Annotated in this window: 12 protein-coding genes; 11 read left to right on the top strand and 1 reads right to left on the bottom strand. The window is 73.5% G+C overall.

The genetic code is table 11. From position 1 onward, the window contains the following. Window positions 1-9 precede the first annotated feature (9 nt). From AC0B61_RS02560 to AC0B61_RS02510, 11 genes are all read left to right on the top strand, one after another. Window positions 10-11,871 carry an amino acid adenylation domain-containing protein gene (locus AC0B61_RS02560; protein ID WP_471738744.1) on the top strand — a complete coding sequence of 3,954 codons (11,862 nt, stop codon included), beginning with the start codon at window positions 10-12 and terminating at the stop codon, window positions 11,869-11,871. Continuing rightward, the gene (locus AC0B61_RS02555) at window positions 11,868-12,683 is read left to right on the top strand and encodes an ABC transporter permease (protein WP_471738743.1); all 816 of its coding nucleotides are present in this window, start codon (window positions 11,868-11,870) and stop codon (window positions 12,681-12,683) included. The genes AC0B61_RS02560 and AC0B61_RS02555 overlap by 4 nt, the downstream gene beginning before the upstream one ends. 18 nt (window positions 12,684-12,701) lie before the next feature. After that, the gene (locus AC0B61_RS02550; RefSeq protein WP_471738742.1) at window positions 12,702-13,952 is read left to right on the top strand and encodes a cytochrome P450; all 1,251 of its coding nucleotides are present in this window, start codon (window positions 12,702-12,704) and stop codon (window positions 13,950-13,952) included. Next, window positions 13,949-14,923 carry a 3-oxoacyl-[acyl-carrier-protein] synthase III C-terminal domain-containing protein gene (locus AC0B61_RS02545; RefSeq protein ID WP_471738741.1) on the top strand — a complete coding sequence of 325 codons (975 nt, stop codon included), beginning with the start codon at window positions 13,949-13,951 and terminating at the stop codon, window positions 14,921-14,923. Before AC0B61_RS02550 ends, AC0B61_RS02545 begins: the two co-directional genes overlap by 4 nt. A gap of 52 nt (window positions 14,924-14,975) precedes the next feature. After that, window positions 14,976-16,136, top strand: a complete 1,161-nt coding sequence (locus AC0B61_RS02540) for an acyl-CoA dehydrogenase family protein (RefSeq protein ID WP_471738740.1) — start codon at window positions 14,976-14,978, stop codon at window positions 16,134-16,136. A gap of 15 nt (window positions 16,137-16,151) precedes the next feature. Continuing rightward, complete coding sequence (locus tag AC0B61_RS02535; RefSeq protein ID WP_471738739.1) at window positions 16,152-17,363, top strand: class-II aminoacyl-tRNA synthetase family protein; 1,212 nt, start codon at window positions 16,152-16,154, stop codon at window positions 17,361-17,363. After that, on the top strand, window positions 17,363-18,259 hold the full coding sequence (locus tag AC0B61_RS02530; RefSeq protein ID WP_471738738.1) for a 3-hydroxyacyl-CoA dehydrogenase family protein: 897 nt from the start codon (window positions 17,363-17,365) through the stop codon (window positions 18,257-18,259). Before AC0B61_RS02535 ends, AC0B61_RS02530 begins: the two co-directional genes overlap by 1 nt. Further along, window positions 18,259-18,510 (top strand): acyl carrier protein, encoded by a 252-nt coding sequence (locus AC0B61_RS02525; RefSeq protein ID WP_471738737.1) that lies wholly within the window; start codon window positions 18,259-18,261, stop codon window positions 18,508-18,510. The genes AC0B61_RS02530 and AC0B61_RS02525 overlap by 1 nt, the downstream gene beginning before the upstream one ends. Before the next feature lie 147 nt (window positions 18,511-18,657). Further along, entirely contained in the window at window positions 18,658-18,876 is a 219-nt protein-coding gene (locus tag AC0B61_RS02520; RefSeq protein WP_471738736.1) for an MbtH family protein, read from the top strand. Between the two features lie 25 nt (window positions 18,877-18,901). Further along, complete coding sequence (locus AC0B61_RS02515) at window positions 18,902-19,840, top strand: ATP-binding cassette domain-containing protein (RefSeq protein WP_471738735.1); 939 nt, start codon at window positions 18,902-18,904, stop codon at window positions 19,838-19,840. Between the two features lie 97 nt (window positions 19,841-19,937). After that, window positions 19,938-20,771: an ArsR/SmtB family transcription factor gene (locus AC0B61_RS02510; RefSeq protein WP_471738734.1), complete on the top strand. Its 834-nt coding sequence runs from the start codon at window positions 19,938-19,940 to the stop codon at window positions 20,769-20,771. Between the two features lie 160 nt (window positions 20,772-20,931). Here AC0B61_RS02510 and AC0B61_RS02505 read toward each other — a convergent pair whose 3' ends face one another. Beyond that, on the bottom strand, window positions 20,932-21,501 hold the full coding sequence (locus AC0B61_RS02505; protein WP_471738733.1) for a flavin reductase family protein: 570 nt from the start codon (window positions 21,499-21,501) through the stop codon (window positions 20,932-20,934). Window positions 21,502-21,509 lie beyond the last annotated feature (8 nt).

Raw genomic sequence — 21,509 nt, 5'->3', positions numbered from 1 at the left:
GGGATTGCAATGACTCGTGTGCCGACGGCCGGCCTGTCGCTCACCGCTGGCCAGAAGGACATCTGGTTCGACGAAAAGCTCACCGGCGGCGGTGCCACGTACAACACCGCGATCTACTGGGACATCAGGGGCCCGCTGGACCGCGAGCGGTTCACGGCGGCGCTGGCCCGGCTCGCCGAGGAGTCGCAGTGCCTGCGGGCCCGCTTCTTCGAGGTCGACGGCGAGCCGCGCCAGGTCGTCGAGGAGCTCGCCGAGCTGCCGCTGACCACTGTCGACGTCAGCGGCGCCGCCGACCCCGAGGCCGCCGCGAACGAGGCGATCCGGGCCGACCTGCGGGTGCCCTTCACGGTGGGTGGCGACGCGCCCCTGTTCCGGTTCAGCGTGTTCACGCTCGCCGCTGACCGCACGATCTTCTGCCTGCTCAACCACCACCTGGTGTCCGACGGATTCAGCTACGTCATCTACTGGCAGCGGCTGTCCGCCATCTACGAGGCGATGACCGCGGGCACCTCCCTCGACGAGGGGCGCTTCGCCCCGCTGGGCACGCTGATCGAGGCGGAGGCCGCCTACGTCGGCTCCCCCCGCCAGGAACGCGACCGCGCCTACTGGGAGAGCCACTTCGCCGACGCCCCCGAGCCGTTGACCCTGGCCCGCCGGGACGCCGAGCCGGCCCAGACGTTCCTGCGCGAGGGCACCGTCCTCGCCGACGACCTCGCCGACCGGCTGCGGGCCGTGGCCTGGGACGCCCGGGTGACCTGGCAGACCGTGCTGGTCGCCGCGCTGGGCGCCTACACCCAGCGGCTGACCGGGACGGACGACGTCATGCTGTCGCTGCCGGTCACCGCCCGGGTCGGCGGCACCCTGCAGGGCATCCCCGGCATGGTCGTCAACTACCTGCCGCTGCGGCTGCGGATCGAACCGCGCACCACCCGCGGCGAACTGCTCGCCGCCGCGCACAAGGAGATCACCGGGGCCCTCAAGCACCAGCGCTACCGGGTCAGCAAGGTGCGCCGCGGTATGGGGCTGGCCAGCGACGACCGGCGCCCGTTCGGCCCGTTCCTCAACATGATGCCGCAGATCGAGAAGCTGACCATCGGGCCCTGCGAGGCCGTCCTGCAGAGCCCGTCCACCGGCCTGGTCGACGACCTGGAGTTCACCGTCGCCGACAAGGGCGCGGCCGGCGTCGGCGTCGACCTGAGCGCGAACGAGAGCCGCTACGACCGCGACGAGGCCCGGGCCCACCTGGAGCGGTTCATCACCTGGCTCGACCGATTCGTCACCGCCGGCGCCGACGACCGGCTCGGCACGCTCGAACTGCTCACCCCCGACGAGCAGGCGCGGCTCACCGGGGTGCTCACCGGCCCCGACCGGCCCGAGCCGTACCTCGGCGTCGTCGAGCGGGTCCGCGCCCGGGCCGCCGAGCACCCGGACGCCGTGGCCGTGACCGACGACACGGGCGACCTGACGTACGCCCGGCTGGCCGGCCGGGCCGGCGCGCTCTCCCGCCGGCTCACCGGCGCCGGCCTGGTGGCCCTGCTGGTCGAGCCCGGACGGGACTTCGTGGTCGCCGAGCTCGGCGTGCTGGGCTCCGGCCGCGCCTTCCTGCCGCTCGACGCGGGCCTGCCGCACGCCCGGCTGACCGCGCTGCTCGCCGACAGCTCGGCGACCTGCCTGGTGGCCGACGAGACCAACCGGGACCTGGCGGCCCGGCTGGCGGGCGAGGCCGGGACGGCGCTCGCCCTGCTGGTCCTGGACGGTGCCGAGGACGCGCCGGACGGCCTGCCGCCGGTCGTCGGAGGCCCCGCCGACCTGGCCTACGTCATCTTCACCTCCGGCTCCACGGGCAAGCCCAAGGGCGCGATGGTGCAGCGCGGCGGCATGGTCAACCACCTGCTGGCCAAGGTCGAGGAACTCTCCCTGACCCGGGCGGACAGCCTGGTGCACAACGCGCCGGTGACCTTCGACATCACGGTGTGGCAGACGCTGACCACCCTGCTGGCCGGCGGGCGGGTCCGCGTGGTGAGCCGGGAGACCGCGGCCGACCCGGACGCGCTGTTCGGCGTCGTCGGCGACGAGGGCCTGACCGTCCTGGAGGTGGTCCCCTCCCTGCTGCGCGCCACCCTCGACGCCTGGGACACCGCCGACAACGCCCCGCCGCTGCCCGGCCTGCGCTGGATGATCTCCAACGGCGAGGCGCTCGCCCCCGAGCTGTGCGACCGCTGGTTCGCCCGCTACCCCGCGATCCCGCTGGTCAACATGTACGGCCCGACCGAGTGCTCGGACGACGTGACGCACGCCTACGTCCGCCCCGGCGACGTCCTGGACGGGGCGTACGTCCCGATCGGCCGGCCGCTGCGCAACACCCTGCTGTACGTCCTGGGCGACGAGCTGCGCCCGGTGCCGCAGGGCGTTCCGGGCGACCTCTACATCGGCGGCGCCGGCGTGGGCCGTGGCTACCTCGCCGACCCGCGTCGGACGGCCACCACGTTCGTGCCCGACCCGTTCGCGGGCGGGGGCGCGCGGATGTACCGCACCGGCGACCGGGTGGTGCTCCGCGCCGACGGACAGCTGGACTTCCTCGAGCGCCGCGACCACCAGGTCAAGATCCGCGGCCACCGGATCGAGCTGGGCGAGATCGAAGCGGCGCTGCGCGCCCTGCCCGGCGTCTCCGACGCGGTGGTGGCCGCGAGCGCCGACCAGGCCGGCCAGAAGCGGCTGACCGGCTACTACGTGCCCGAGCGGACCGCGGAGCACGCCGCGGAGCAGGACGGCGCGCAGCCGTCCCCGGACACCGAGGCGGTCCGCGACGGACTCGCCCGCGTCCTGCCCGGCTACATGGTGCCCGCCGCCCTCGTCGCCCTGGACCGGCTGCCGCTGACGGCGCACGGCAAGGTGGACCGCAAGGCCCTGCCGGCCCCCGACTTCGCCACGCCGGCCCCCGCCGGCACCCCGCCGACCGCCGCCGCCACGCCCGAGGGCGCCGGCAGCCCCCCGGAGCGGATCATCCGCCAGGTGCTGGCCGAGGTGCTCGGCCTGTCCTCGGTCGGCTCCGACGACAGCTTCTTCGCCCTCGGCGGCGACAGCATCAGCTCGATCCAGGTGGTCAGCCGGGCCCGTAAGGCCGGACTGGTCATCACGGCCCGCGACGTCTTCCTGCACCGCACGCCGGCGGCCATCGCGGCGGCCGCGCAGCCCGTCGACGACCGGGCCGCGCAGGCGGCCCAGGACGGCGTCGGCGAGATCGAGCCCACCCCGATCGTCGACCAGCTCCGCGAGGAACTCGCCGGACTCCCGTCCCCCACCCGGGAGTTCAGCCAGTTCGTGACGGTCGCCGTACCGGCCCGAACCGGCACCGAGGCGCTCACCACCGCGCTGCAGGCGCTGCTGGACACGCACGACACCCTGCGGATGCGGCTGTCCGTCCCGGCGCCCGGACTCTGGTCCCTGGAGACCCTGCCCGTCGGAGCCGTGTCCGCCGCGGACACCCTCACCCGGGTCGACGTCTCCGGTGCCGACGAGGACCCGCTGCCCGCCCAGCTGGCCGCCGCCCGCGGGCGGCTGCGCCCCGAGGACGGCCTGATGGTGCAGGCCGTGCTCCTCGACGCCGGCCCGGACCGGCCGGGACGCCTGCTGATCGTGATCCACCACCTCGCCGTGGACGGCGTCTCCTGGCGCATCCTGCTGCCCGACCTGGAGGCGGCGTGGAACCAGGCGGCGCAGGGCCGGCCGGTCCGGCTCGACCCGGTCGCCACCTCCTTCCGCGGCTGGGCCCAGGCCCTGTCGAAGGAGGCCCGCACCGCCCGGCGGGCCGGTGAACTGGCCTGGTGGACAGCGCAGTCGGCCGCCGACGAGCCGCCGCTCGGCACCCGGGCGCTCGACCCGGCCCTGGACACCCACGCGACCGCCGGCGCCGTCACGGTCGAGCTGTCCGCCGAGCAGACCGCCGAACTCCTCACCACCGTCCCGGCGGCCTTCCACGCCGAGACCGACGAGGTCCTGCTGACCGGCCTGGCCCTGGCCCTGGCCGACTGGCGCCGCCGGCGCGGCGCCCCCGCCGGCCGGACCGTCGTCGAGCTGGAAGGACACGGCCGCGAACCGATCCCCGGCGAGCCGGACCTCTCCCGTACCGTCGGCTGGTTCACCAGTGTGCACCCGGTCGTCCTGGACCTCGGCGACCTCGGCCCGGCCCAGGCCGCCGAAGGCGGCGCGGGCCACGGCAGGGCGCTCAAGCGCGTCAAGGAACAGCTGCGCGCCGTGCCGGACCACGGCCTCGGCCACGGTCTGCTGCGGCACGTCAACCCGCAGACCGCCCGCGTGCTCTCCCGGCAGCCCGTCCCGCAGATCGGCTTCAACTACCTGGGCCGGTTCACCGCCGGCACCGGGGCGGCCTGGCACCTGGAGTCCGGCGCCTCCGGGCAGAGCGCCCACCCGGACACCCCCCTGCGCCACCCCGTCGAGGTCGTCTCGGTCACCGAGGACCGCCCCGGGGGACCGGTGCTCTCGGCGACCTGGACGTACGCCGGCGGGCTGATCGCCGAGCCGGACGTCCGGGAGCTCGCGGAGGGCTGGTTCCGCGCCCTGCGCCTGCTGGCCGAACACGCCCGGCAGCCGGGCGCCGGCGGCCGCACGCCCTCCGAGTTCCCGCTGGTCGCCGTCGACCAGGACGAGATCGAGGCCTACGAGCGCGAGGTCGGGGAGCTGACGGACATCCTGCCGCTGTCCCCGCTGCAGCGCGGTCTGCTGTTCCAGGCCGAGTTCGACCGGCACGGGATGGACGCCTACACCCTGCAGGTCCTCATGGACATCGAGGGGCCGCTGGACAAGGCCGCGCTGCGCCGCGCGGTGGCGGCCCTGCTGGAGCGCAACGCCGCCCTCCGGGCCGGCTTCCGCGACCGGGACACCGGCGACCCCGTGCAGGTGGTCCCCGGCTCCGTCGAGGTGCCCTGGCACGAGGTCGACCTGACCGGCGTGGCGCAGGACGGCCGCGAGGCCGAGACGGTCCGGCTGACCGACGAGGAGTGGCTGCGCCGCTTCGACGTGTCCGAGCCCCCGCTGACCCGGTTCACCGTCTACACCCTCGGGCCGCAGCGCCACCGCGTGGTGTGGACCGCCCACCACATCCTGGTCGACGGCTGGTCCCTGTCCGCGGTCCTCGCCCACGAGCTGGTCACGCTCTGGTCCAACGGCGCGGACACCTCCGCGCTGCCGCCGGTCGCCTCGGTGCGGGGCTACCTGGAGTGGGCCGGGGCACAGGACAAGGAAGCCGCGCGGGCGGCCTGGCGGCAGGAGCTGGCCGGGGTGGCCGAGCCCACCCGGCTCGGCCCCGCCGACCGCGACCGGGTCGATGCGCTGCCCGAGACCTTCGTCGCGGAGCTGCCCGAGGACCTGACCCGCGCCCTGACCTCCTGGGCCCACGCGCGCGGCCTGACGATGAACACCGTCGCGCAGGGCGCCTGGGCGGTGGCCCTCGGCCGGCTGACCGGCCGCCGGGACGTCACCTTCGGCGCGGTCGTCTCCGGCCGCCCCGCCGAACTGCCGGGCGTCGAGCAGGTGGTGGGCTCCTTCATGCACACCCTGCCGGTGCGGGTGGCCCTGGACCCGCGGACCACGCTGGAGGACCTGCTGGTCGACCTGCAGTCCCGCCAGCTCGCCCTCCAAACGCACCAGCACCTGGGCCTGGCCGAGGTGCAGCAACTCGCCGGGGTGGGCGAACTCTTCGACACCGTGGTGAGCTTCCACAACTACCCCAGCGGCGTGCTCGACCGGATCGGCGAGAAGATCCCCGGGCTGTCGATGCTCGACTGGAAGGCCCGGGTGATCGCCGAGTACCCGCTGGCGCTCGGCGTGTTCCCCGGCGACGGCCTGCGACTGGAGGCCCAGTACCGCTCCGACGTCTTCGACGCCCGGGACGTCGAAGGGATCGTGAGCCGCTTCGTGCACGTCCTGGAGACGCTGGCCGCCACCCCCCGCGACCAGCTGAGCACCGTCGACGCACTCGGCGACGGCGAGCGGGGCCTCCTGCTCGGCGCCTGGGCCGGCCACGCCTCGCCGGCCGGGTCGCGCCCGGCGACCGCGCTCTTCGAGGAGCACGCCGCCCGCACGCCGCACGCCGTCGCGGTCGTCGACGGCGACCGGGAACTCACCTACGCCGAACTCAACGCCCGCGCCAACCGGCTGGCCCGGCTGCTGATCGGGCGCGGCGTCGGCCCCGAGGACCTGGTCGCGGTGGCGCTGCCGCGCTCGGCCGCGATGGTGGTGTCCGCGCTGGCGGTCCTCAAGTCGGGCGCGGGCTACCTGCCCGTCGACGCCGGCTACCCCGCGGACCGCATCGCGTACATGCTGGACGACGCCCGCCCGGTCGCCGTCCTGACCACGCGGGAGACCGCTGCCGTCCTCCCCGACACGCAGGTGCCCGTCGTCACGGTCACCGCCGACGGCACGCCCGACGACGGCACGCCCGACGACGGAGCCGCGCGGTACGGCGACCACGACGTCGCCGACGCCGAGCGCCGCGCCCCGCTGGACACCCGTCACCTCGCCTACGTCATCTACACCTCCGGCTCCACCGGGCGGCCCAAGGGCGTCGCCGTGGCGCACCGGGGCCTGCTGGCGATGGTCGCGAGCCTGGTCGAGCGCTTCTGGCTCGACAGCGACACCCGGGTGCTGCAGTTCGCCTCGTTCAGCTTCGACGCGTCGGTCTGGGAGATCATGCTGGCGCTGCTCAACGGCGGCACGCTGGTGATCGCCGACGAGGAGTGCCGCGCACCCGGCCAGGCGCTCGTCGACCTGATCAACAAGGCCCGGATCAACCTGGCGGGACTGCCGCCGGTCGTGGTGGGCGGACTGCCCGAGGGCAGCACCCTGCCCGCCGACCTGCGCCTCGCCGTCGCCGGTGAGGCCGTGCCCGCCGAGGTCGTCGACCGCTGGGCGTCCAGCGTGCGGCTGTACAACGGGTACGGACCGACCGAGGCCGTGGTCAGCTCGACGGTCGCCGGGCCGCTGTCCGGTGCGGGCCGGCCGCCCATCGGCCGCCCGACCTCCGCGCACCGCGCCTACGTCCTGCACGCCGACCTGGCGCCGGCCGCGGTCGGCGTGACCGGCGAGCTCTACGTGTCCGGCGGCCTCGCCCGCGGCTACCTGGGCCGCCCGGACCTCACCGCCCAGCGGTTCGTGGCCGACCCGTACGGCGCTCCCGGCGAGCGGATGTACCGCACCGGCGACCTGGTGCGCCGGCTGGACGACGGCGAACTGGACTACGTCGGCCGGGCCGACGACCAGGTCCAGCTGCGCGGCTTCCGGATCGAGCTCGGCGAGGTCTCGTCCGCGCTGCTCGCCCAGGACGGCGTGGCCCAGGCCGCGGTCGTCGTGCGCGAGGACGAGAGCGGCGACCGGCGGCTGGTGGCGTACGTCGTCCTCGCCGACCCGGACGCCGTCGCCGACGGGCTGCGCGAGCGGCTGGCCGGCGAACTGCCCGACTACATGGTCCCCTCGGCGGTCGTCACCCTGCCCGAGCTGCCGCTGACCCCCCAGGGCAAGCTCGACCGCAAGGCGCTGCCCGCGCCGGACGCGCAGTCGGGGACGCAGGGCCGCGAGCCCCGCAACCCCATGGAGGCCATCCTCTGCAGCCTGTTCGCCGACGTGCTCGGCCTGGACCGGGTCACCATCGACGACGACTTCTTCGCCGTCGGCGGCCACTCGCTCCTCGCGACCCGGCTGGTCAGCCGGGCGCGGACGGCGCTGGGCGTGGAACTGCCCATCCGGGCGCTGTTCGAGGCGCGCACGGTGGCCGCCCTGGCCGGCCGGATGGACACCGCCGACGCGGCCCGCCCGGCCCTCGCGCCGGCCCCCGCGGACGCCGGCCGGCCGCTGTCCTTCGCCCAGCAGCGGCTCTGGTTCATCAATCGCCGCGACGGCCGCGCCACCGGCACCTACAACTCGCCGATGACCTTCCGGCTCACCGGGCGGCTGAACGCCGACGCCCTCCGGGCCGCCCTGCGCGACGTCGCCGAGCGGCACGAGGTCCTGCGCACCGTGATCCCGGAGGACCACGGCGTGCCGTCGCTGCGGATGCTGGACGCCGACGAGGGCGCCCCGGAGGTGAAGGTGCGGGCCCTGTCCGAGGACGACCTGGCCGCCGCCCTCGCCGCCGAGTACGACCTCGGCTTCGACCTGACCCGCGAAACGCCGCTGCGCGTCCGGCTGTTCAGCCTCGCCAAGGACGAACACGTCCTGCTGCTGGTCTTCCACCACATCGCCTTCGACGGCTGGTCGATGGCACCGCTGCTGGGCGACCTGTCCGCCGCCTACCGGGCGCGGTGCGCCGGCCGCGCCCCCGACCGGGCGCCGCTCCCGGTGCAGTACGCGGACTACGCGGTCTGGGAGCGGCAGCTGCTCGGCTCCGCGGACGACCCGGACAGCCACGTGTCCCGCCAACTGGACTTCTGGAAGCGGACACTGGCCGGGCTGCCCGACGAACTGGCCCTGCCCGCCGACTTCGACCGGCCGGCCGTGAGCGGCCACTCCGGCGGCGAGGTGATGTTCGAACTCGACGCCGGGCTCTACGCCGCGCTGGTCGCCATCGCCCGCCAGGCCGGCGTCACCGAGTTCATGGTGCTGCAGGCCGCGTTCGCCACCCTGCTCGGCAAGCTCGGCTGCGGCACCGACATCCCGGTGGGCACCTCGGTGGCCGGCCGCACCGACGACGCGATGGCCGACCTGGTCGGCTTCTTCGTCAACTCCCTGGTGCTGCGCACCGACACCGCGGGCGACCCGGCCTTCACCGACCTGCTGACCCGGGTCCGGGAGGCCGACCTGGCCGCCTACTCCCACCAGGACGTGCCCTTCGAGCAGATCGTGGAGGCGCTCAACCCGTCGCGCTCGCTGGCCAGGCACCCGCTGTTCCAGGTCATGCTGACGCTGCAGAACAACGAGGACGCACCGCTGGTGCTGCCCGGCCTGACGGTGCGCCCCACGTTCGTCGAGTCCGGCCGGATCAAGGTCGACCTCGCCCTGCAACTGCTGGAGTGGCCCGAGGACGGCTCCATGCGGGGCCTGCTCGGCTACAGCTCCGACCTGTTCACCCGGGCCACCGCCGAGCGAGTCGTCGCGGGCTTCGTCCGGCTGCTGCACGCGGTGGTCGCGGACCCGGACGTCCGGCTCAGCCGGCTCGACGTGCTCAGCGGGGACGAGCGCGCCCAGGCGCTCGCCACGGGGAACGACACCGCCCGGGAGGTGCCCGACACCACCCTGCCCGAGCTGTTCGCCGCACAGGCGGCGCGCACCCCGGACGCCACCGCGGTCGAGGCCGAGTCCGGCTCCCTCACCTACGCGGAGCTCGACGCCCGGTCCAACCAGTTGGCCCGGCACCTGGTCGGGCTCGGCGCCGGCCCGGAGAAGGTCGTCGCGTTCGCCCTGCCCCGGTCGCCGGAGGCGGTCGTCGCGGTGCTCGGCGTCCTGAAGTCGGGCGCGGCCTACCTTCCCGTCGAGGCCGACGAACCCGTCGAACGGATCAAGCGGATGTTCGCCGGGACCACCCCCCTCCGGGTGGTCACCACCGGCGCCCTCTCCCGGCGGATGCTGGCCACCGGGGTCACCCCGGTGGTGCTGGACGGGCCCGCGGTGAAGGCCGCACCGGCCACGCCGCTCACCGACACCGAGCGCGGGGGCCCGCTGCGCCCCGCGCACCCGGCCTACGTCATCCACACCGCCGTCGCCGGCGGGCGCCCCAAGGGCGTCGTCGTCGAGCACCGGGCGGTGGTCAACTACCTGGCCTGGGCCCGGGACACCTACCGCGGCGTCGGCCGGGACACCCTGCTGGCCACCTCGCTGGCGTTCGACGTCTCGGTCACCGGACTCCTCCTGCCGCTGGTCACCGGCGGCACGGTGCGCCTGGCCGAACTCGCCGAGGACGACGCCGTGGCACGCGGCGGAGCCGCGTTCCTCAAGGGCACCCCGAGCCACCTCGCCCTGCTGGGCGCGCTGCCCGACAGCTGCTCGCCGACCGGCGAACTGGTCCTCGCCGACGAGCCGGTACGGGCCGAGCGGCTGGCCGAGTGGCGCGCGGCCCACCCCGGCGTCCGGGTCGTGACCGAGTTCGGCCCGACCGAGGCCACCGTCGGCGCCCTCTCCCGCACCGTCGAACCCGGCGAGGAGACCGGCACCGGCGTCCTGCCACTGGGCCTGCCGATCGCCAACATGCGGGCGTACGTCCTGGACCCCTGGCTGGGACCGGTCGGCCCCGGAGTGCCCGGCGAGCTGTACCTGGCCGGCGACGGCCTGGCCCGCGGCTACGCCGGGGACCGGGCGGCGACCGCCGAACGCTTCGTGGCCTGCCCCTACGGCCCGCCCGGAACCCGGATGCTGCGCACCGGCGACCTGGTGAAGCGGGACGCGGACGGGGCCCTGCGGCACGTGGGCCGCTCGGACGGCCAGGTGCGGGTGCGCGGCTTCCGGGTCGGCCTGCGCGAGATCGAGTCGGTGCTGGCGGCCGCGGCCGCGGTCGACCGGGCCGCCGTGGTGGCCCGCGAGGACCGCCCGGGCGACGTCCGGCTGGTCGCGTACGTGGTGCCCGCCGCAGGGGCCGTGGTGGACACCGCGGCGCTGGCCAGGACCGCGGGTGCCGAACTGGCCGCCCACATGGTGCCCGCCGCGTTCGTGGTGCTCGACACCCTCCCGCTCACCGCGGACGGCCGGGTGGACCACGCCGCGCTGCCCGCTCCGGAAGCGGCACGCGACACCGCCGGGACCGCGCCGCGCGACGACACCGAGTCCGTGCTGCACGACATCGTCACCGAGGTGCTGGGACTGTCCCGGATCGGGGTCGAGCAGAGCGTCTTCGAGGCCGGCATGGACAGCATGCGGTCGCTGCTGCTGGTCAGCGCGGCCCGCAAGGCCGGACTGGACGTCACCGTCGCCGACGTCTTCGTGCACCAGAGCGTGGCGGAACTCGCCGAGGTCTGCCGTGGCGGCCCGATCGCGGCCGACAGCGGGCCGGAGCACCGCAGCGGCGCGGAGCTGATGGTGGAGGCACTCGCCGCCCCGGCACAGCCCGACACGGCCGATCCGTTCAGCGCGATGCTGGCCATCAGGCCGACCGGCAGCCTGCCGCCGGTGTTCTGCGTGCACAGCGGCGTCGGCTTCAGCCTGCCGTACCTGCCCCTCGCCCGGCACATCGGCGCCGAGCACCCGATCTACGGCATCCAGGCCCCCTGCGTGGTGGACTTCGCGCCGCTGCCCGGGTCGATCGAGGAGATCGCCACCGACTACCTCCGGATGATCAAGGAGATCCGGCCCGAAGGCCCGTACCACCTGCTCGGCTGGTCGTTCGGCGGCACCATCGCCTACGAGATGGCCGTCCAACTGCAGGCCGCCGGCGAGGAGGTCGGCATCCTCTCGATCCTCGACGCCTACCCGCGCACCGGGGTGCCGGACGACCGCGACGAGGACTCGCTCTACGCCTGGCTGCTGGAGGGCATCGGACACCACCGCTCCGAGTTCGGCGACCGGGCCCTCACCCTCCAGGACATCTTCGAGACCCTGCGCCGCGACAACAGCCCGCTGGCACGGATGGGGGAGCGGCGGATGGCCGCCATGGTCGACCTGATGAGCCACCACCAGACGCTGAAGTCCCAGTACGCGCCCGGCCGTTACGACGGCAGGATGCAGCTCTTCGTCTCCGAGTCCCCGCTCTCCGACGGTGAGCACGCGGACAAGCCCGCGCTGTGGAAGCCGGTCTTCGACGGCCCGATGGACGTCCACCACCTCGCCTGCACGCACGACGAGATGATGAGCACCGGACCCCTGCGGGAGATCGGCCCGGCCGTCACCGCCGAACTGGCCCGGCACGCCGACCACCAGGGGGGTCGGGCATGACGACCCTCGCCACCCGCCCCGCCCCCGCGCTGGCGCTGCTCACCGAGGTCACCGCCGTGACCGGCCGCCGCCTGCGGCACCTGCGGCGGGCACCCGCCCGGGTGCTGGGAGTGGCCCTCAGCCCGCTGGTGAGCATGGTGATGCTCGGATACCTGTTCCGGGACTCCATCTCGCTGCCGGCCGGCGGCACCTACGGGGAGTACGTCTTCGCCGGCGGCGCCGTCCAGGTGGCCCTCTCCTGCCTGGGGCCCACCGCGATCTCGATGGCGATGGACCTGCGCGGCGGCATGACCGACCGGTTCCGATCGCTGCCCATCAGCCGCTCGGCGGTGCTGTTCGGCCACACCCTCGCCGACCTCCTCGTGGGCCTGCTGGGGCTGACCGTGGTCACCGGCGCCGGGCTGCTGCTCGGCTGGCGACCGCACAGCGACCCGGTGTCCGTACTCGCCGGCTTCGCCCTGATCGCCGTGTTCGTCTACGCGATGCTGTGGCTGGGCGTGCTGTTCGCCCTGACCCTGCGCAGCGTGGAGACGATCAGCGTGATCACGCCCTTCGTGGTGATCGTGCTGCCCTTCCTGTCCAACGCGTTCCTGGCCCCGCAGAACATCCCGTCCCTGATCCGGCCGGTCGCGGAGTGGAACCCGGTCAGCGCCGTGATCGCCTGCTGCCGCCGGCTGTGGGGCAATCCGGCGAGCACCGGCGGCGCCTTCCCCACCGACCACCCCGGGCTGGTGGCCGGGGTGTCCCTCGGGCTGCTCCTCGTCCTCTGCTCACTGGTGAGCCTCCGTCGCTACCGCGCCGCGGGCGCCTGACCCCTGGAGAGACCGCACATGACCACCACACCCCCGCGGACGGTGGACGACCTGGCCACGGTGGACCTCACCGATCCGCAGACCTTCCTCGACGTCGACGTCCCGGCCATGTGGCGCCGGTTCCGCAAGGAGCAGCCCGTCTTCCGGCACCGGGCCACCGAACGCGGCCCCGCGTTCTGGGTGGTCTCCACCTACGACGACGTCGTCACGCTCTACCGCGACAACAAGCGCTTCACCTCCGAGCAGGGCAACGTCCTGGCGACCCTGCTCCAGGGCGCGGACTCCGCCTCGCGCAAGATGCTCGCCGTCACCGACGGCGCACGGCACCGCGAGATCCGCAACCTGATGCTCAGGTCCTTCTCGCCCCGGGCGCTGGAGCCCGTGGTGGCGGGCGTGCACCGGCGCACCCGGGCCCTGGTCGACGAAGCCCTGGCCCACGGCCGGCTGGACTTCGTCACCGACGTGGCCGACCACATCCCGATCAACACCATCGGCGACCTGATGGACGTCCCGCAGGAGGACCGCGAGCAACTCGTCGCCTGGAACACCCAGACGCTCTCCCGGCACAGCGCCGACGACAGCGAGGCGGAGGAGTGGCTCGCACGCAACGAGATCCTGCTGTACTTCTCCGACCTGGCCGCCCGGCGACGGCGCCACCCCGGCGACGACGTGATCAGCGCCCTCGCCACCGCCACCGTGGACGGCGAGCCGCTGACCGAGGACGAGATCGTCTTCAACTGCTACAGCCTGATCCTGGGCGGCGACGAGTCCAGCCGGATGTCCTCGGTCGGCGGCCTGATCGCGCTGGCCGAACACCCCGAGCAGTGGCGGGCCCTGAAGTCCGGCCAGGTGACCACGGACAGCGCCACCGAGGAGGTGCTGCGCTGGACCACCCCCGCCATGCACTTCGGCCGCACCGCCCTGGTGGACGTTCCGCTGCGCGGGCACACCGTCCAAGCCGGCGAAGCGGTCAGCCTGTGGAACAGCTCGGCGAACTTCGACGAGACCGCCTTCACCGATCCGGACGTCTTCGACCTGGCCCGCACCCCCAACAAGCACGTCGCCTTCGGCCACGGCCCGCACTTCTGCCTCGGCGCCTTCCTCGGCCGCGTCCACGTGAACGCGATGCTCGACGCGCTGCGCACCCAGGTGGCCGACATCCGCCTGGAGGGCCCGCCCCAGCGGCTCTTCTCCAACTTCGTCAAGGGCTACAGCAGCCTGCCGGTCGCCCTGACCGCCGAGCGGGCCGCCGAAGGGAGCGCCGCATGACCGGCAGCACGGACATCGGCATCGGCGCCATCCACTGCCTGCTGCCCGACACCAGGGTCGCGGTCGAGGACCTCCCCGAGTTCGCGTTGCTGGACTCCGTCTCGGCGGACTTCGCCCGGAGCAGCGGCGTGCGGACCGTCGGCGTCTTCGACGGGACCGAACAGGCGCCGCTCGCCGCGCAGGCCTGCCGGGAACTCTTCGAGGCCCACCCGGGGGAGCCGGACACCCTGCTCGTGGTGGCACCGCGGGCCCCGGACGTGCTGCTCGGCTCGGACGCCTTCCGGGTGCAGACCGAGGCGAAGCTGCACTCCGCCTACCCCTTCACCGTCGAGGGGCTCGGCTGCACCGGATCCAGCACCGCATGGGCCCTCGCCAGGGACCTGCTGCTCGCGGACCCCGGCCGGGAACAGGTCGTCATCACCCACGCCAGCCGGCCCACCGGAGTCGACCGGATCCGCTTCCCGGTCACCGTCGTCGGCGACGGCGCGTTCGCCATGACCATGGTCCGCGGCGGCCGGCCCGTCCTGCGGGCCCACCGGCAGCAGGCCGACGGCGCCTTCCACGACCTGTTCCGCGTCGAGTACAAGGAGACCCCCTGGTACGAGTGGCGCGAGGTGTGCCAGGACCCGTCGCGCTACCGCTTCCAGCTCGCCACCGTCAGCGCCTCCCGGCTCGGCGCGATGGTGGAACAGGTGCTCGCGGACGCCGGGGTGGGCCGGGACCGGATCAAGACGACGCTGATGCAGAACGTCACCGCCGCCGCCTACGACTTCTACACCTCCCTGCTCGGCCTGCCCATCCACCCCGTCTGCGGCCGGCACCTCGCCGAGTACGGCCACCTGGGCGCCGCCGACGTGGTGCTGAACCTCGACGCCCTGCTCCGCAGCGGCGAACTGGACCCGGGCGACCTGGTGGTCGTGCTCAACAACAGCCCGGTGGCCGCCTGGGCGGTGACCCTGTGGGAGGTGTGAGCCCCCCACCGCTTCGGACCACGCCCTCGCTCCCCGACCACGGAGAACACTGATGGATTTCGCACCCACGCCACAGCAGCAGGCGCTGCGCGAGAAGGTGGTCCGGTTCGCCCGCGACCACCTCGGCGCCCAGGCGGCCGAGCACGACCGCAACGCCACCTTCGACGAGGCCGGCTGGAAGGCCTGCGCCGACTTCGGCGCCCTCGGCTGGCCGATCAAGGCGGAGTACGGCGGCGGCGGGCTGGACCCGCTGACCGCGATCATGGCCTACGAGGCGCTCGGCGAAGGCTGCGCCGACAACGGGCTGGTCTTCGCGATCAACAACCACCTCTTCGCCTGCGCCGTCTACATCGCCGACCACGGCACCGAGGAGCAGCGCCGCCGCTGGCTGCCCGCGCTCTGCGACGGCTCACTGGTCGGCGCGCACGCCCTGTCCGAGCCGGAAGCCGGCTCCGACATGCTCTCCCTCACCACCACCGCCGTCCGCCACGGCGACGGCTACGTGCTGAACGGGACGAAGAAGTTCATCAGCAACGGGCCGCGAGCGGACCTGTTCATCGTGTTCGCCCGCACCGGCGGGGACGACACCGCCCCGCAGCGCGCCCTGTCCGCCTTCGTCGTCCCGGCCGACACCGCGGGACTGACCGCCCGCGACATTCCCAAGGCGGGGCTGCGCGGCACCCTGATGGGTGAGATCACCTTCGACGGCTGCGTGGTGGGGGAGGACCAGCGGCTGGGCGCGGAGGGAGCCGGGTACCGGCTGTTCACCGCCACCATGGAGTGGGAGCGCGGCTTCATGTTCGCCAGTCAGGTCGGCGTGATGAGCCGGCTGACGGACCGCTGTGTCGCCTACGCCGCCGGCCGCCGCCAGTTCGGCCGCCCCATCGGTTCCTTCCAGTCCGTCTCGCACAAGATCGCCGACATGCGGGTCCGCCTGGAGCTGGCCCGGCTGATGCTCTACAAGGTGGGTTGGCTCCGCGGCCAGGGCCGCCTCGCGATGCAGGAGGCGTCCATGCTGAAGCTCTACGTGAGCGAGGGCCTCAAGGCCACCGCGCTCGACGCCATGCAGATCCACGGCGCCCGCGGCTACACCGAGGAGTTCGGCATCGAACGCGAGGTGCGGGACGTGCTCGCGGGCACGATCTACGGCGGCACCTCGGACATCCAACGGTCCATCATCGCCGGGCTCATGGGCCTGCCGACGGCGGCATAGGGACGGGCGGCCGACATGCACTCCTACCGACTCGACCTCGACGAACCGGTCTCGGGGGCCCACCTCGACGAGCTGAACCGGCGCGTCTACTACATCTCCGAGGCCATCACCGGCTTCCGGCTCGTCCCCGGCGACGGCGACACGGTCGACGCCGTGGAGGTGACCACCGGGCACCCGGTCGACGCGGAGGCCCTGGGCAAGAAGCTCCGGCACGTCGTCGACACCGAGGTGCGCCCCCAACTCCGCACCCCGCCCAAGGTGCTGTGGCGCTCCGCCACGGACCGCACCCCGCGGCCGGACACCTTCGCCGGGCTGCTCGCGGACGGCGTCGTGCACGAGATCGGGCCCGGACAGGTGGCGCTCGGCGCACCCGCCCTGGCCGCGTTCGACGCGCTCGACGGACTGCTGCGGGACATCATCCGCGAGGAGTTCGGGGCCCGCGAGTACCGCTACCCGACCCTGCTGCCGGTCACCGCGCTGCACCGCAGCGGATACCTCTCCTCCTTCCCGCAGCACCTGATGTTCGCCGCCCGCCTCGACGGCGACGTCGACACCTACCGGGCGTTCGCCGAGGAGGTCGGGGCGCGGGACACCATCGGGGACCGGGTGCTGCACCGCTGCGCGCCGGTGGACCGGTGCCTGCCGCCCACGATGTGCTACCACACCTTCGACCAGTTCGCCGGGACCACCCTCCCCGACGAGAACACCGTGGTCACCGCCAGGGGCGGCTCCTTCAGGCACGAGTCCCGCTACCACGCGACGCTGGAACGGCTGTCCGACTTCACCATCCGCGAGACCGTCTTCCTGGGGACGGCCGAGTTCGTCCGCGAGGCCCGCGACCGGTTCCGCCGGCGGGCCGTCGAGCTGGTCCGGGAACTCGACCTGGCCGGCCGGTGCGAAGTGGCGAGCGACCCGTTCTTCGCCGGGGCGGCGACCGCGGCCCAGGTCTCCTCGCAGCGCCTGCTGGAACTCAAACACGAACTCCACCTGGACGTCGCCGCCGGGGACAGCATCTCCGTCGGCTCGTTCAACCTGCACGAGAAGCACTTCGGCGACGCCTTCGGCATCAAGGGACCGGACGGCGACACGGTGTACTCCGCCTGCGTCGGCTTCGGCCTGGAGCGGTTCACCTACGCCGTGCTCTGCCAGTACGGATGGGACGTCGCCGACTGGCCGGCACCGCTCGCCGAGCGGTGCCGCACCACACCACAACCGGGGGGAAAGTGATGACTGAAACCGACCGGATCCGGCGCGTGGCCGTCCTGGGCGCCGGCACCATGGGCGTCGGCGGCGCCCACGCCTTCGCCGCAGCGGGCCTGTCGGTGGTGCTCGTGGACACCACGGACGCCGCCCTGTCCCGGGCCCGTGACCTGATCGGGCAGAACGCCCGGCTGTACGGCATGCTCGACCGCGAGCTGGCCAGGACCACCCCCGAGGAGGTGCTGTCCCGGATCGAGTTCCGCACCGGTCTCGACGGTCTCGCCGACGTCGAGTTCGTCGTGGAGAACGTCACCGAGAACTGGGACATCAAGGAGAAGCTGTACCGGGAGATGGACGCGGTGGCGCCGGAGCACTGCGTGTTCGGCGTGAACACCTCGGCCATCCCGATCACCAGGATGGCCTCGGTCACCAACCGTCCGGACCGGGTGGTCGGCACCCACCTGATGAACCCCGTGCCGCTGAAGAAGCTCGTCGAGGTGATCCGGGGCTACCACACCTCGCCCGAGACGATCGAGATCACCCGGGGGCTGTTCCGCACCGCCGGGCAGGACATCGTCGTGGTCGAGGACTCCTCGGGGTTCGTCACGAACCGCGTCGCGATGCTCAGCGTCAACGAGGCGATCCTGCTGCTGCAGGACAACGTGGCGCAGGCCGGCGACATCGACCGGCTCTTCCGGCAGTGCCTCGGCCACCAGATGGGCCCGCTGGAGACCGCGGACCTGATCGGCCTGGACACCGTCATGTACTCGCTGGAGGTCCTCCTGGACAACTTCAACGACTCCAAGTTCGCCCCCGCGCCGCTCCTGCGCAAACTGGTCGCCGCGGGCTGCCTCGGCCGCAAGAGCGGGCGGGGTTTCTACTCCTACGAGCCGGTCCACACCGGAAAGATGGCAGGGGCCTGATGACAGACGACATCGCCAAGACCGTCCGCACCTTCATCGGCGAGCACGTCCGCGACGCCGAACTCGGTGACGACCACGACATCTTCGCGACGGGCAGTGCCAGTTCACTGTTCGCCGTGCAACTCGTGATGTGGGTCGAGCGGACCTTCGCCGTCACGGTGAACCCCGCCGACCTCGACATCGAGAACTTCCGCACGGTGAACCACGTCGTGCGCTTCGTGGAGTCCCGCCGGGCGGCCGCCCCCGCCTGACGAACGGTTTCAGGCAGCGGTCAGCGCCGTGTCAGCAGGCCTCGACATGATCTCCGTATCGAGGCCTGCCACGGCCCCCTCCCCAGACTCCCCAGACCTCTCAGATTCCCCAGATCTCTCAGATCCCTCAGACTTGGAGAGCCCGACGTGACGAACCCCTTCGACGACCAGGACGGCACGTTCCTCGTACTCGTCAACGACGAGGGCCAGTACAGCGTGTGGCCCGCCTTCGCCCCGGTGCCCGAGGGGTGGACGGTGTCACTGGGCGAGAGCACCCGGGACGCCGCCCTGGCCCACGTGGAGGAGCACTGGACCGACATGCGGCCCAGCAGCCTCCGCGAGCCGGCCGCGATCCCCGGCGCCTGACGCGCCGCGGACACCGCCGCCACTCGTGGAGACCGCGATCAGGGCCGAAGGCCTGCGCAAGCACTTCAAGGGGCACCAGGCCCTCGACGGAGTGGACCTCACCGTCGTGCAAGGCACCGTCCTCGGGCTGCTCGGCCCGAACGGAGCCGGCAAGACCACCACCGTACGGGTGCTCAGCACCCTGCTGGAACCGGACGGCGGCCATGCCGAAGTGGCCGGGTTCGACGTCGTCCGCCGGCCCGAGGAGGTCCGCCGCAGGATCGGCCTGGCCGGCCAGTACGCGGCCGTGGACGGGCTGCTCACCGGGCGCGAGAACCTCGCCCTCATCGGTGTGCTGCTGCACCTCGGCCGGCGCGGCGCGCGCCGCCGGGCCGAAGAGCTGCTGGACCAGTTCGACCTCACCGGGGCCGCCGACCGGCCCGTCCGCACCTACTCCGGAGGCATGCGGCGGCGGCTCGACCTCGCGGCCTGCCTCGTCGCGTCGCCCTCGGTGCTCTTCCTCGACGAACCGACCACCGGGCTCGATCCGGTGAGCCGGATGGCACTCTGGAACGCCGTGCGCGACCTGGTCGCGGACGGGGTGACCGTCCTGCTGACCACCCAGTACCTGGAGGAGGCGGACTTCCTCGCCGACCGCATCGCCGTCGTCGACGCCGGACGGGTCGTCGCCGAGGGCACCCCGGACGAGCTGAAGCGGTCCGTCGGACCGGACCGGCTGGAGATCCGGGTGGCCGACCCGGGCGCGGTCGCCGAGGCCCTCGAGGCCCTGCGGACCAACGCGCCCGACGACCTGGCCGTGAGCGCGGCGGACGGCGCCATCGTCCTGCCGCTGGGCGCCGGAATGGGCAGCATCGCCGCGGCCGCGACGGCCCTGGAGAAGGCAGGGGTGACCGTCGTCGACTTCGCCGTGCGCCGGCCCACCCTCGACGACGCCTTCGCCCGGATCACCGGACAGCAGAGCTGATCCGGCCGCATCCGGCCGCACGAAGACCTTCCCCCCGTCGTCCGACTGGTGGGGACGGACGCATGACTGAAAGTCGTGCATGACACGGGGGTGATTCATGCAGAGGATCCATTTCACGACAGCTGACCTCGCGCGGACCCGGCTCCAGGCCACGGCCGGACCGGAGATCGAGGCCAGACTCGCCCAGGAACTGTTCACCCGCGGCGTCGGCTCCGTCTACGCGAAGTGGAAGCGCCAGGTCTACGCCAGGCTGCGCGCGAAACCCGGCGCGCAGCCGGCCGCCGCACTGACCCCGGCCGACTACTGGCGGGCCGCGGTGGCCCCGTACTGGAGCCGGCTGCTGGCCCACTGCGAGGCCGAGTACGACGCCCGCGGCCGGATGGTGATGGCCGGCGGAGTCGAGCAGCTGCTCGCCGGACTGGGACGGCGCGCCGTCTGGAACGGCCAGGTGCTGGAGCTGCACGACGGCCCCGACGGAGACGTCCACCTCGACGGACAGGGCCTGGTGGTCAGCCCGTCCGTGTTCCTCGCCCACCGCCCCGCCCGGCTCTTCCGCGCGGACGAGCGGCGCAAGCCGGCCGTGCTGGTCTTCTCCGCGCCGCCGACCGCGGAACAGTCGGCCATCCTGTGGGACGACACCACCCTTCCGGTGCCGGCCCTGGGCGCCCTGGTCGGCCAGACCAGGGCGGCGGCCCTGCGCGAGCTGCGGGCGTCGCGCACCACCAGCCAGCTCGCCGACCGGCTCGGCGTCTCGGTCCCCTGCGCCAGCCAGCACGCCGCCGTACTGCGGGGATCCGGGCTGATCACCACCCGGCGAGTGCGCAACACCGTGCTGCACTCGGTGACCCCGCTCGGCGTGGCGCTCCTGGACGGCCGGACGGCCGCCCTGAGCCCGGCCCTCGACCCGAAGCCGGTGCGGTACTCGGCCTGAGCCGCAGGTCCCCATCCCACCCGACCCCATCCGATTCCATCCGATCCGGGCAGTCGCCGCCAGGCGGCGGCCCGGATCCGTCGTTCCCGACGGCACGACGGCACGAAACGGCTCCGGCCCCACCGCACGGGCGGTGGAGCCGGAGCCCGGCGTCCTCATCTCACAGGCTTCGGCCGCGGTCGGGCCCCATCGGCCACACCCGGTACTCCCGCCTGCCGTACACCAGCGGCTGGCGGTTCGGGAACGGGGTGACCCGCACGACGCCGCCGAAGAGCACGAGGTGGTCCCCGACGCGGTGTTCGTCACTGACCCGGCAGTCCGCGATGGCGTGCGCGTCGCGGAAGAGGTGGGGGCCGGCCGCGTACGGGTCGCTCCGGTCGTGCTCCCAGCACACCCGGTCGAAGCGGTTGGGGGCGCCCGACGCGAAGAGTTCGGCGACCGGCTGGGCGTCACCGTGCAGCAGGTTCACCGTGAACCCGCCGGTGTCCAGGACCGCGCGCAGGGTCGGGCTGCCGATCCGCAGGCAGACCAGCAGCACGGGCGGGTCCAGTGAGACGCTGCAGACGGAGGAGACGGTCATCCCATGGGGCGTGCCGTCGTGGTCGGCGGTGGTGAGGACGGCCACCCCGGTGGGGAAGCCGCTCATCATGGCGCGCTGGCCCTCGGCGACGGACGCCGGGTGCGGGGCCGTCGACCGCGTGGATCTTTCGAATCGGGCGAGTTCGGTCACGGGGTGCT

The organism is Kitasatospora sp. NPDC023385, assembly GCF_055664045.1.
Note: the sequence above shows the minus strand (reverse complement) of the source record. Positions and strands in the feature narration are given on the sequence as shown.

What these genes read in the sequence shown, in the direction of transcription:
- AC0B61_RS02545 (WP_471738741.1), top strand. Translation starts at nt 13,949, where the DNA reads ATGACCGGCAGCACGGACATCGGCATCGGCGCCATCCACTGCCTGCTG.
- AC0B61_RS02510 (WP_471738734.1), top strand. Translation starts at nt 19,938, where the DNA reads ATGCAGAGGATCCATTTCACGACAGCTGACCTCGCGCGGACCCGGCTC.
- AC0B61_RS02540 (WP_471738740.1), top strand. Translation starts at nt 14,976, where the DNA reads ATGGATTTCGCACCCACGCCACAGCAGCAGGCGCTGCGCGAGAAGGTG.
- AC0B61_RS02550 (WP_471738742.1), top strand. Translation starts at nt 12,702, where the DNA reads ATGACCACCACACCCCCGCGGACGGTGGACGACCTGGCCACGGTGGAC.
- AC0B61_RS02555 (WP_471738743.1), top strand. Translation starts at nt 11,868, where the DNA reads ATGACGACCCTCGCCACCCGCCCCGCCCCCGCGCTGGCGCTGCTCACC.
- AC0B61_RS02535 (WP_471738739.1), top strand. Translation starts at nt 16,152, where the DNA reads ATGCACTCCTACCGACTCGACCTCGACGAACCGGTCTCGGGGGCCCAC.
- AC0B61_RS02560 (WP_471738744.1), top strand. Translation starts at nt 10, where the DNA reads ATGACTCGTGTGCCGACGGCCGGCCTGTCGCTCACCGCTGGCCAGAAG.
- AC0B61_RS02530 (WP_471738738.1), top strand. Translation starts at nt 17,363, where the DNA reads ATGACTGAAACCGACCGGATCCGGCGCGTGGCCGTCCTGGGCGCCGGC.
- AC0B61_RS02525 (WP_471738737.1), top strand. Translation starts at nt 18,259, where the DNA reads ATGACAGACGACATCGCCAAGACCGTCCGCACCTTCATCGGCGAGCAC.